This is a genomic window from Marinobacter sp. LA51 (genome assembly GCF_030297175.1).
In the GTDB taxonomy this organism is placed as follows: Bacteria; Pseudomonadota; Gammaproteobacteria; order Pseudomonadales; family Oleiphilaceae; genus Marinobacter; species Marinobacter apostichopi.
In genome coordinates this window covers 3135945-3148399 of sequence record NZ_AP028070.1, presented here as the reverse complement: position 1 = coordinate 3148399, position 12455 = coordinate 3135945, and the positions used below count along the sequence as shown (strand labels likewise).

The 12455-nt window shown below is 58.1% G+C and carries 8 protein-coding genes; 7 read left to right on the top strand and 1 reads right to left on the bottom strand.

Going from position 1 to position 12455, the window contains the following annotated elements:
* Positions 1-32 precede the first annotated feature (32 nt).
* Positions 33-2702, top strand: coding sequence for a pyruvate dehydrogenase (acetyl-transferring), homodimeric type (aceE, locus tag QUE89_RS14615; protein WP_286220792.1), 2670 nt, complete (start codon positions 33-35; stop codon positions 2700-2702).
* A gap of 10 nt (positions 2703-2712) precedes the next feature.
* On the top strand, positions 2713-4383 hold the full coding sequence (gene aceF / locus QUE89_RS14610) for a dihydrolipoyllysine-residue acetyltransferase (protein WP_286220791.1): 1671 nt from the start codon (positions 2713-2715) through the stop codon (positions 4381-4383).
* Between the two features lie 234 nt (positions 4384-4617).
* On the opposite strand, the gene QUE89_RS14605 is transcribed toward aceF, so the two are convergent.
* On the bottom strand, positions 4618-5772 hold the full coding sequence (locus QUE89_RS14605; RefSeq protein ID WP_286220790.1) for a DcaP family trimeric outer membrane transporter: 1155 nt from the start codon (positions 5770-5772) through the stop codon (positions 4618-4620).
* Positions 5773-5918: 146 nt separating this feature from the next.
* Between QUE89_RS14605 and QUE89_RS14600 the strand changes: the two genes are divergently transcribed.
* From QUE89_RS14600 to astD, 5 genes are all read left to right on the top strand, one after another.
* A complete protein-coding gene (locus tag QUE89_RS14600; protein ID WP_434784076.1) occupies positions 5919-7388 on the top strand; it encodes an exonuclease domain-containing protein in 1470 nt (489 codons plus the stop codon).
* Between the two features lie 99 nt (positions 7389-7487).
* Positions 7488-8702: an aspartate aminotransferase family protein gene (locus QUE89_RS14595; RefSeq protein ID WP_286220789.1), complete on the top strand. Its 1215-nt coding sequence runs from the start codon at positions 7488-7490 to the stop codon at positions 8700-8702.
* 9 nt (positions 8703-8711) lie between these two features.
* Positions 8712-9728: an arginine N-succinyltransferase gene (locus tag QUE89_RS14590; protein WP_286220788.1), complete on the top strand. Its 1017-nt coding sequence runs from the start codon at positions 8712-8714 to the stop codon at positions 9726-9728.
* Positions 9729-9771: 43 nt separating this feature from the next.
* A complete protein-coding gene (gene astA / locus QUE89_RS14585; RefSeq protein ID WP_286220787.1) occupies positions 9772-10884 on the top strand; it encodes an arginine N-succinyltransferase in 1113 nt (370 codons plus the stop codon).
* An 84-nt stretch (positions 10885-10968) separates the two neighbouring features.
* Positions 10969-12447, top strand: coding sequence for a succinylglutamate-semialdehyde dehydrogenase (gene astD, locus QUE89_RS14580; RefSeq protein WP_286220786.1), 1479 nt, complete (start codon positions 10969-10971; stop codon positions 12445-12447).
* Positions 12448-12455: the final 8 nt, after the last annotated feature.

Below are 12455 nucleotides of genomic sequence, written 5' to 3'. Positions count from 1 at the left end.
GCGGCACTCTTTGATGCCAAGGGGAGGGTTTGATGTACCAGGACGATGATCCCATTGAAACCAGTGAATGGCTGGACGCGCTTGAATCTCTGATCGAGCAGGAAGGCGTTGACCGGGCCAAGTATATTCTTGAGAGGCTGTCCGAGCGGGCAAGCCGTGAAGGCACCGAGCTGCCATATTCGATCACCACGCCATTCCGCAACAGTATTCCGGCGACAAAAGAATCGCGGATGCCGGGTGATCTGTTTATGGAGCGCCGTATTCGCTCGCTTATCCGCTGGAACGCCATGGCCATGGTGCTCCGGGCGAATCAGCGTCCTGGTGAACTGGGTGGGCACGTCTCTTCCTTTTCGTCTGCAGCAACTCTCTATGATGTTGGCTTTAACTACTTTTTCCACGGCGGTGACGAGAAGCGCGAATCCGACCTCGTTTACTTTCAGGGCCATTCATCGCCCGGCATCTATGCCCGTTCCTACCTTGAAGGTCGGTTCGAGGAAGCGCAGCTGGACAAGTATCGGGAAGAGGTTGATGGCGATGGCCTGTCGTCCTATCCCCACCCCTGGTTGATGCCGGATTACTGGCAGTTCCCGACTGTGTCGATGGGTCTGGGGCCGATTCAGGCCATTTACCAGGCGCACGTCATGAAGTACCTGCACAGTCGCGAACTGATCGACATGGGCGATCGGAAGGTCTGGTGCTTTGTTGGTGACGGTGAGTGCGACGAGCCGGAAACCCTGGGCTCCATTTCCATGGCTGGCCGGGAAAACCTGAGTAACCTGATCTTCGTGGTGAACTGCAACCTGCAGCGCCTGGATGGCCCGGTACGGGGCAATGGCAAGATCATTCAGGAACTTGAAGGGATCTTCCGTGGTGCTGGCTGGAACGTGCTCAAAGTGGTCTGGGGCCGCATGTGGGATCCGCTGTTCGAGAAAGACAAGGACGGCCTGATGCAGCGCGTGATGGACGAAGCTGTCGACGGCGACCTGCAGAACTTCAAGAGCAACGGCCCGGCCTATACTCGCAAGAACTTCTTCGGTAAGTACCCGGAGCTGTCCAAGCTGGTCGAGAATTTGTCTGATGACGATATCGGCAAGCTGAACCGGGGCGGTCACGATCCGTACAAGATCTACGCGGCCTATCACAAGGCTGTCCACGATCACGGTAACCGTCCGACCGTTATCCTGGCGCACACCATCAAGGGTTACGGTTTCGGCACCGCGGGCGAAGCGCAGAACACCGCCCACTCGCTGAAGAAGCTGGATTTGGAACAGCTCAAGGCGTTCCGGGACCGCTTTGGCGTACCGCTGAAAGATGAGGAGCTGAAAGACGTTCCCTATTATCGTCCGGCGCCAGACAGCCCTGAAATGATGTACATGAAAAAGCGTCGTCAGGAGCTGGGTGGTTTCTATCCGAAGCGTCGGAAAGACTGCCAGCGTTTGGAAACGCCGCCGCTGGATAGCTTCAAGGCACTGCTGGACGGCTCCAATGGTCGCGAAATCTCCACCACCATGGCGTTCGTTCGCCTGCTGACTGCGCTCACCAAAGACAAGCGCATTGGCAAGCGGGTAGTACCGATTGTGCCGGACGAAGCGCGGACCTTTGGTATGGAAGGCATGTTCCGCCAGTTGGGTATCTACACGTCCGAAGGCCAGAAGTACGTGCCGGAAGACCGTGAACAGATCATGTACTACAAGGAAGACAAGAAGGGTCAGATCCTCGAGGAAGGCATCAACGAAGATGGTTCCATGGCAGCGTGGATCGCGGCGGCAACGTCGTACAGCACCAACAACTTCCCGCTGATACCGTTCTACATTTTCTATTCCATGTTTGGTTTCCAGCGTGTAGGCGATCTGGCCTGGGCGGCTGGCGATATCCAGGCGCGGGGCTTCCTGGTCGGTGGTACCGCCGGTCGAACCACGCTGAACGGTGAAGGCCTGCAGCACCAGGATGGCCACAGCCATATTCTGGCGCAGACCATTCCGAGCTGTAAGTCTTACGACCCGGCCTACGGTTACGAGATGGCCGTCATCGTGCAGCACGGTATCAAGGAGATGTTCGAGGACAACCAGAACGTCTACTACTACCTGACCATTGAGAACGAAAACTACGAGCAGCCGGCCATGCCGAAAGGCAAGAAGGTTGAAGACGGTATCATGAAGGGTATGTACCTTCTCGATTCCGTAGAGACCAAAGGCCGCAAGAAGTCGCCGCGGGTTCAGCTGCTGGGCGCTGGCGCAATCCTCAACGAGGTGCGTGCTGCCGCAGAACTGCTGAAAGAAGACTTTGAAATCGCGAGTGACGTCTGGAGTGTCACCAGCTTCAACGAACTGGCCCGTGACGGTCAGCACGTTGATCGCTGGAACCGTCTGCACCCGGACGATTCGCCGAAGAAGGCATACATCACCGAGTGTCTCGAGAAGCAGCAGGGTCCGGTGGTGTCTTCCACTGACTACATGAAGCTGTTCTCCGAGCAGGTTCGCGCCTTCATTCCGCAGACTTTCGTTACCCTGGGTACCGATGGTTACGGTCGCAGTGACACCCGCGAGAAGCTGCGCAGTCACTTCGAGGTTGACCGTTATCACGTAGCCGTGACCGCTCTGTCGGCACTGGCGCAGGACGGAGAAGTTAAGAAGGATGTGGTTCTCGAAGCCATGCGGAAGTACGGAATCGATCGCAACAAAACGAACCCGGTGCTGAGCTAAGGAGACCGCCATGAGTGAACAGGAAATCAAAGTTCCCGATCTCGGCGGTGCGGACGAGGTCGAGGTTATTGAAATCACCGTCAGCAAGGGGGATTCGGTTGAAGAAGAGGATCCGATTCTGACGGTTGAGTCCGACAAAGCATCAGTTGAGCTGCCTTCGCCAGGCACCGGGAAAATCACCAATATCAGTGTGAAGGTCGGTGACAAGGTCAAGGAAGGTGACGTTGTTGGCACCATGGAAATGGGTGATGCCGGTGGCGAAGACGACGCCAAAGAGGAGTCTGACGACAAATCAGAGCAGGCATCCGAGGCCGCTTCTGAGGCTAAATCCGATGACAGCTCTGCCGATAAGGCAGAGCCAAGCAAGCCGACCGCGAAAAAAGGCGGTGGCTCGCGCAAGGAAACCGTTAAGGTTCCGGCTCTGGATGGCTTCGACAATGTCCCGGTGATCGAGATCAACGTCGCCGAAGGCGATTCCATCGAGGCGGACGACGCCTTGGTAACGGTCGAGTCGGACAAGGCCACCATGGAGATTCCGGCGCCCTACTCGGGCAAGGTTGGCAAGATCCTTGTGTCTGAGGGCGACAAGCTGTCCGAGGGTGATGACCTGCTTGAGATGACCGTCGAGGAAGAAGGTGGCGAGTCAGACGATCAGGCCGAGGCGGAGCCCGCCAAGGAAGCCAAGAAGGATGATGGCAAGGCGCAGCAACCCAAGCAGGAAAAAGCTGCCCCTGAGCCTCAGGGCTCAACCTATGAGCCGCCCGCGCCAGGCACCAAGGTCCATGCTGGCCCGGCCGTCCGGAAGCTGGCCCGTGAATTGGGCGCCGATCTGACCCGCGTTAAAGGGTCGGGCCCCAAGAACCGGATCGTGAAAGACGATGTCCAGGCTTACGTGAAGAGCCAGCTGCAACAGGCTCAGCAGGGCGCCTCCGTGGGTACCGGTTCCGGCATTCCCGGGGTCAAGCTGCCGGACTTTAGTCAGTTTGGTGAGATCGAAAAAGAATCGATGTCACGCATGATGTCGGCTACGGCCACCAACATGCAGCGCAGCTGGCTGAACGTGCCTCACGTGACCCAGTTCGAAGACGCGGACATCACCGACATGGAGGCCTTCCGCAAGGCCCAGAAGGCCGCAGGCGAGAAAAAAGGTGTGAAGATGACACCGTTGCCCTTCATGTTGAAAGCCTGTGCCACGGCGCTGGCGGAACTGCCTCAGTTCAATGTCTCGCTGGACATGGACAAGAAGGAAGTTGTCCGCAAGAAGTACATCCACATCGGCATTGCCGTGGATACGCCGCACGGGCTGATGGTTCCGGTAATTCGAAATGTGGATCAGAAGGGCTTGTGGGAGCTGGCGGCGGAAAGTGCTGAGTTGGCCCAGAAGGCCCGGGACAAGCAGTTGAAGCCGGCCGAGATGCAGGGCGCCTGTTTCACCATCACAAGTCTGGGTGGAATTGGCGGCACCGCCTTCACGCCGATCGTGAACACGCCGGAAGTGGCTATCCTTGGCATTTCCAAGGCGGCGATGAAGCCGGTTTGGGATGGCAAGGAGTTCCAGCCCCGGTTGATGCTGCCGCTGTCGCTGTCTTACGATCACCGTGCGGTGAACGGAGCAGACGCAGCGCGGTTCACCACATTGCTGAGCCAGCTACTGGGAGACATTCGGTCCCTGCTGCTGTAATCAGACGCAGGTGCCGAAGTTTCTTCGGTCGAAAAAAAGCCGGAAGGGCATCATGCCTTTCCGGCTTTTTTCGTTTGGGGCTCTTTTCCTTTGAGGTTCTTTCCTCTGGGAGTCTATTGGTTGGCGAAGAGCGTCCAGTCAAAGCGTTTGTGCAAGTTGGTGCTGGATTTACTGGGATGGAACGAAAAAGCCCCGGCAGGGCCGGGGCTTTTCCGAGTTAACTTCTAAGGAAGATTAGAAGTTGTACTGCGAGGCGAACAGGATGCGGCTTGCGTCGCCGTCTGTGCCATCGACGTTTTCACGGCTCAGGAACTGGTATTCAACGCCCATCATGACGTTCTTAACCGGGCTCCACTTGTAGTTGGCCATGACTGCCGAGTTGGTTTCGCTCTCATCGGCAACTACTGCTGCACCCAGATCGTCTTCGGCGTCATCCCAGTCAACTTCGACCATGCCGTAGCCGATGTTGATGCTGCGACCGCCGCCCAGGTTGATGCCGGTACCGATAGTGGCGCCGTAACCAGAGATGGTTTCAACATCGCCGGATGCTGGGTCAACGTAGGCACTGGCTGCGCCGAAGTTGTCACCTGAGCGGTACAGGTAGCTGTTGGCACCGTCGGAGTAAGAAACGTTACCCTGAATGGTGATCATGTCGGTAACTGACATCTTGGCCGACAGGAAGGTGCCGAAGCCGAATGATGATTCGTCTTCGTCGCCTGTGTCATAGCCCACCTGGTGCGCCAGAACGGCTGCTGAATATGCCAGGCCGCCAGCAGAATCTTCCAGGCGAGCCGTCAGTGCCGGCAAGGAATCCTTCTCAGGGATTGTCACCAAAGGATCGTCGTTAACAAATGAGCTGCTCGGCTGCTCCAGAGAGAAGGACAGAGGCCCGGTGGTGTAACGAAGCTGGGTAGAGCGAGACTGCAGGCCTGCGTTGCCCGGCAGAGAGTCGAAGTCCAGAGTTGAGGTGTTGCCCACAAAGCTGGTGAAGTTAGACCAAGTCTGACCGGCCAGGATGCCCATGTAGGAACCGTAAGCGTGACGCAGGCGGAGGCTGCCACCGCCGCTACCGCGGAAGTCGCCTTCCACGTTAACCATTACGCCTTCAGGGCTGGTTGCCTTGACGCCGATACGGCTCTGGAAGGCGTCCGCACCGAAGTGACCTTCGGCTGCATCATCGTTGCCAGCGAGGCCGGCGTAGGAACCTGAGCGGGTGCTCAGCGCCTGGTCGCTATCGATATCGTAACTGGCGTTCAGGCGAGCGTAGCCGTATACGGCCATGTCGTAATCGCCAGCGGTAAAGCTAACCGCGCCAGCCTGGCCTGCTACCCCTAGCACTGCCGCTGCTGCTGTCGCACGAATAGCCATTCTTAATTTGTTGCTTTGCATTGTTGTTGTCTCCACACATTTATTGTTGTCGGACCCACGTCCAAGGTAGTTACCAATTTGTGACATTTCAACTTAATTCACATTTTATTTAGACGAATGTCTATGGCCGCTTTTCGTTGCTATGACAGGGGTCTGCGCTTTTCTGAATGTCGTACAATGACCCCATGAGCATCGATAACAGTCACCTTCAGGACACTACCTTTGCCTTTCTGGACATTGAAACCACGGGGGGTAATTCTGCACGGGACAGGATTACAGAGATCGGCATACGGTTCTGGCGCGCCGGTGAGGTGGTGGGAGAGTGGCAAACCTTACTCAATCCAGAGACCCGGATTTCTGCCTTCATCGAGAACTTTACGGGTATTTCCAATGACATGGTGGCGGATGCACCGCTATTCGCAGACATGGCGGATGAGCTGGAAGAGCAGCTGAAGGGCGCCGTATTTGTGGCTCACAACGCCCGGTTTGACTATGGCTTTATCAAGTCAGAATTCCGCCGGCTTGGGCGTCTGTTTTCCGCCAAAGTTCTGTGCACGGTGAAGCTGTCGCGCCGGCTGTATCCGGAGTTTCGCCGCCACAATATGGACGCCCTGATTGAGCGGCACGGCCTGGCTCGGGTTCAGCGTCACCGGGCCATGGGCGATGTCGAGGCAATGCTGTCGTTTTTCCTGCACGCACGCTCTGATCGCGGCGATGAGATGATGGAGGATGCTATAGCCACTCTGTTGCAGCGCCCCAGTATCCCCTCTCATTTGCCGCCGGACACGCTTCAGGATTTGCCGTCGAGCCCCGGTGTTTACCGATTTTACGGCGAGAACGATGCACTGCTTTATGTGGGCAAGAGCACCAACATCGCCCAGCGGGTGGCCTCGCATTTCTCCGGTGACCATAACACCAGCCGGGGTGTGCGAATGTCGGAAAGTCTGCGCCGGGTGGACTGGACCCAGACTGCGGGCGAGCTTGGCGCGCTATTGCTGGAACTGAAACAGATCAAATCCTTGAAGCCACTGTTTAACCGTCGCTCCCGGGCCGCCAAGAACCTGGTGAGTATCGAGTTGAGCGAGACGGATGCGGGCTACCTGCAGGCAGGGCTGGTGCGGGAGATAGAACCGCATCGGCTGGGTAGCTACTTCGGTCTGTTCCGGAGCAAGCGTGATGCTGAGCGTGCCCTCAGTGGTATCGCTGCAAAGAATGAGCTGTGCAATCGGTTGCTGGGCCTGGAGCCGGAACACGAAGGCGCCTGTTTCCAACGCACCCTTGGGCGGTGCCAGGGCGCCTGCGAGGGATTGGAGGATGTCACCCGTTACAACCTGCGTACCCAGATCGCGTTTCACGCCTTGCGTCTGCAGACCTGGCCCTGGGAAGGCCCGGTGGGCGTCGTGGAGCATGACCGATTTTCTGATCGTACCGACATCCTGGTGGTGTACAACTGGATGCACGTGGCCACCGTGCATGATGAAGTTGACCTGCACGAACTGTCCCTGAGTGGTCAGGCGGTCACTTTCGATCTGGACTCCTACAAGCTGTTGATCAAGGCGCTGCACGGGCGGGACGGACAAAATCGCAAAATCCTGGAGTTGCCGGCGATTGGTTCACCGGATGTGCTAATGCCCTGAGTGGCGTATCATGGGGTTAGGTCCGCACACGTACTTACTTGCCTGGTGCGGTGACTTTACTATTGTTATGCGTTCATCCGCGTTTCCCGAGAGAGATTTATGCACAAAGAACCCGTCACTCGCGAACTTTTTGATCAAGTCATGGTACCCAACTACGCACCCGGTTCGATCATCCCGGTCCGAGGTGAAGGTTCCCGAATCTGGGATCAGGAGGGGCGGGAGTTTGTTGATCTACAGGGCGGCATCGCAGTGAGTTGCCTCGGGCATTCTCACCCTGGCCTTTTGAGCGCGCTGCATGACCAGGCGGAAAAAATCTGGCACCTGTCCAACGTGATGACCAACGAGCCGGCACTTCGGTTGGCCAAGAGCCTGTGCGATCTCACCTTCGCGGAGCGGGTGTTCTTCGCCAACTCAGGCGGCGAGGCCAACGAGGCTGCGTTCAAACTGGTGCGTCGTTATGCCTGGGAACACCATGGCCCAGAGAAGAACGAGATCATTTCCTTTAAGGGTGCCTTCCATGGCCGCACCCTTTTCACCGTTAGCGTGGGCGGTCAGCCCAAGTACCTGGAAGGCTTCGAGCCCGCGCCGGGTGGTATCCACCACGCCGAGTTCAACGATCTGGAATCGGTGAAGAAGCTGATTTCGAAAGAAAAGACCTGCGCCATCGTGGTCGAGCCGATTCAGGGCGAGGGCGGCGTAATGCCGGGTGATCCTGAGTTCCTGAAAGGACTGCGCGAGCTGTGCGACGAGCACGATGCCCTGCTGGTCTTTGATGAAGTTCAGTCCGGTGCTGGCCGAACCGGCTACATGTACGCTTACCAGATGTACGACGTTACTCCGGATATCCTGACCAGTGCCAAAGGCCTGGGCGGCGGTTTCCCGGTTGCCGCCATGTTGACCACGGCTCACGTGGCCAAGAGTCTGGGTGTGGGCACCCACGGCAGCACTTACGGCGGAAACGCGCTGGCCTGTGCGGTGGCACAGAAGGTTGTCGATACGATCAGTCAGCCGGATATTCTGAAGGGCGTGAAGGCGCGCTCCGACCGGTTGCGCAAGGGCATGATGGACATCGGCGAACGCTACGGTGTGTTCAGCGAAGTGCGCGGTGCCGGGCTGCTGCTCGGTTGCGTCCTGACCGAGAAGTGGCAGGGCAAGGCCAAGGATTTCCTGAACGCCGGTCTGGATGAAGGCGTGATGGTGCTGGTTGCCGGTGCTAACGTCGTGCGGCTTGCACCGTCGCTGATTATTCCGGAATCCGACATCGATGATGCGCTCGAGCGGTTTGAAAAAGCGGTGAAGAAGCTGACGGCGTAAGGAGTCGATATGTGGCTTGTACGTCCGGCCCAACCGGATGATTTGGAACAGATCCTTGAGATAGCGGGCACCCAGAGTGCCCGTCTTTCCTCAACCCTGCCCAAACAGTCCGAAGCCCTTGCGAGCAAGATTGAACATTCCCTGGCCTCCTTCGCCGGCAACGTGCCGGAGAAGGAGGCGCCACGGTTTCTGTTTGTTCTGGAAGATACCAACACCGGCCAGGTGGCCGGAACAGCCGGCATTGATGCCCGTGCCGGTAACGGTCAGCCGTTCTATAACTATCGCCGCGATGCGCTGGTTCATGCCTCCCATGAACTGGGTGTGTCGCGCCGGGTAGAGGTGTTGTACCCGTCCCATTCCCTCACCGACCAGACCCTGCTGTGCTCGTTTTCCATTCGGCCTGAACTGCGCAACACCGAGGCGTTTGAGCTGCTATCACGGGCCAGGATGCTGTTTATTGCCGAGCACCGGGAGTGGTTCTCGTCGCGGCTGGTGGTTGAGATTCAGGGTGTGCAGGACGAAAACGGCAGCGTGCCGTTCTGGGACAGCCTGGCCCGACACTTCTTCAACATGGATTTTGAAACCGCCGACCAGTATTCCTCATTGCTCAGCAAAACCTTCATCGCCGAGCTGATGCCGCCAAACCCGGTTTACGTCACTCTGCTGACTGAACAGGCCCAGGCAGCATTGGGGCAGTGCCACCCAATGACCAAACTAAATCTGGAGTTGTTGCTCCGCGAGGGTTTCCACGCCGGCTGCTACCTGGATATTTTCGATGCCGGCCCGGTACTGGAAGCGCGCACCGATGCGGTCCACACCCTGGTGACCAGCCATCGCAAGAGTCTCCATGGAAGTCAGGATGAGTCTGGCGACCAGTGCCTGATCGCTGCCGGGGAAGGCCTGGCGTTCCGATGCACGATGGCTCGGGCGGAAGAGACGCTGGATGATGAGCTCAAGGTGTCGGTTAAGGCCTGGAAAGTGCTGGAAAAAAGCGCGGGCGACGCGGTAAGGATGGCACCGTTATGAACACAATGATGCCTGTTGTATTAACCCCGAGGGAGGGCGTGACATGCTGGTGATTCGCCCGCTTCAGGAAAACGATCTTGACGATCTCTATGCCATGGCGCAAAACGCCGGCAAAGGACTGACCACCCTGCCAGCAGACCGCGAACTGTTGCAGAAGAAAATTGCTCACACCCTTGAGACCTTTAACCAGCGCTGCGCCCCGGAAGCCGGGCTGTACCTGTTTGCGCTGGAAGACACCGAGCTGAAGAAAACCGTGGGTATCAGTGGTATTCAGGCCCGGGTCGGGCTGGACGAGGTGTTTTATAACTATCGCCTGAGCATTACCGTGAACGCCTCCAAGGAGCTTGGGGTGCACGTACGCACGCCCACGCTCCACCTGTCCAACGACATGACCGACACCAGCGAGATCTGCTCGCTGCTGTTGTCGGATGACTACAAGGGCGGTGGCAGTGGCTTGCTACTGTCACGTTGCCGGTTCATGTACCTGGACGAGTTCCGCAAGCATTTCTCGGAGAAGGTCTTTGCCGAGATGCGGGGCGTGTCAGACCGTGAGGGCCGTAGCCCACTGTGGGATGCCCTGGGCAGCAAGTTCTTCGACATGGAGTTCACCGAGGCGGACATGCTGTCCGGACTCGGTAACAAGGCCTTTATTGCCGAGCTGATGCCCAAGTACCCCATCTACCTGCCGATGCTGCCGGATCCGGCCCGTGCCGTCATCGGCCGGGTTCACGAAAACACCGCGCCAGCGCTCAAGATGCTCCAGGCTGAGGGTTTCAACTTCAATGGTCTGGTGGATATTTTTGACGGTGGCCCGGTCGTGGAAGCCTTCGTGCACAACATCCGAACGGTTCGGGAGTCGATCAATCGCTATGCGATGGTCACGCAAACCCCAATTGATCTGGATGTTCCGGCCGGTGAGCGGGTCATGATTTCCAATCGGTCGTTCCGGGATTTCCGGGTAACCACCATTCCGGCCAGTTGCATCGGGCCGGATACGGTCAAGATGCCGCCCGAGGTGGCCGAGGCTCTGAACCTGGAGTCGGGTGATCCGGTTCGTCTGGCCCCGTTAAAGGATAACGGCCCCCAGTTCCTGCATATGCACCGGAGTCATGACAAGGCGGACGAACGCGTTCGCGAGTCGCGAAGCCGTTTCTGAAAAATTGAGAATCCGAACCCATTGAACAGTGGCGCTTTGCCGCCATCAAACCTATATAAGTCCAGTACCGGGAGGTGCTCTGATATGGCAAACCTGACAGGTGAACTCTTTATTGATGGCCTGTGGCTCCAGGGTCACGGCGAATACTTTGAGTCAATCCAGCCGGTTACTGGAGACACCGTCTGGGACGGCAATGCCGCCAACCTGGAAGACGTCGATGCCGCGGTCCGTGAGGCCCGCAGCGCGTTTGTGAAATGGCGTCGTAAGAGCTTCGCGGAACGTCTGGCGGTGGTTGAAGCCTTCCGCGATCAGCTCGAGGAAAACAAGGAAGCGCTGGCGCACCAGATCGGTCTGGAAACCGGTAAGCCGCTGTGGGAATCCCGCACTGAAGTTGCGGCCATGGTCGGAAAAGTCGCTATTTCCGTGCAGGCCTACAACGATCGCACCGGGCATTCTGAGTCCGAAGTGGCTGGCGGTCATGCCGTGCTCCGGCATCGCCCCCACGGTGTTGTCGCGGTGTTTGGCCCCTATAACTTCCCGGGTCACCTGCCCAACGGTCATATTGTTCCGGCACTGCTGGCGGGTAATACCGTGGTGTTCAAACCCAGCGAGTTGACGCCGGGAGTTGCCGAGATGACCGTCAAGTTCTGGGAGAAGGCGGGCATTCCCGAAGGCGTGATGAACCTGGTTCAGGGCGCGTCGGCGACCGGAAAATCCCTGGCGGGACACCCGATGATCGATGGCCTGTTCTTTACCGGCAGCTCCACTGTAGGCCATTTGCTGCATGAGCAGTTTGGCGGCCAGCCGGAGAAAATCCTGGCGCTGGAAATGGGCGGCAACAACCCGCTCATCGTGCAGGACGTCGCCGATGTCGACGGTGCCGTGCACCACGCCCTGCAATCGGCATTTCTGTCTGCGGGGCAGCGTTGCACCTGCGCCCGTCGCCTGCTGGTCCCCAAGGGCAAGAAGGGTGATGAATTCCTGGATCGCCTGGCGGAGTTGTCGGGCCGTATTCAGGTTGGCGAGTTCGATGCCGATCCACAACCGTTCATGGGCTCGGTGATTTCCGCCGAAGCCGCAGACAAACTGCTGGACGCCCAAGCCAGTATGCTCGAGAAAGGCGCTACATCCCTGCTGGAAATGAAGCAGGTCAAGCCGGATACCGGCCTGTTGTCGCCGGGCATCGTCGATGTCACCGGCTTGGATGTCAGCGACGAGGAGTTCTTTGGGCCTCTGTTGACCGTGTACCGGTACAAGAGCTTTGACGACGCTCTGGAACTGGCCAACGACACCCGCTACGGCTTGTCCGCCGGTATCCTCACCGACGATCGCAAACTCTATGACCGGCTGGTTGAAGAAGTGCGGGCCGGCATCGTGAACTGGAACCGTCCGTTGACCGGTGCCAGCAGTGCCGCGCCGTTCGGAGGGGTGGGTGCCAGTGGTAACCACCGCGCCAGTGCCTATTACGCGGCGGATTACTGCGCCTGGCCGATGGCCTCGTTGGAATCGCGCCACAGTGAGGTGCCGGCAACCCTGGCTCCTGGTCTGAATTTCGACAAGTAACCCTTAAT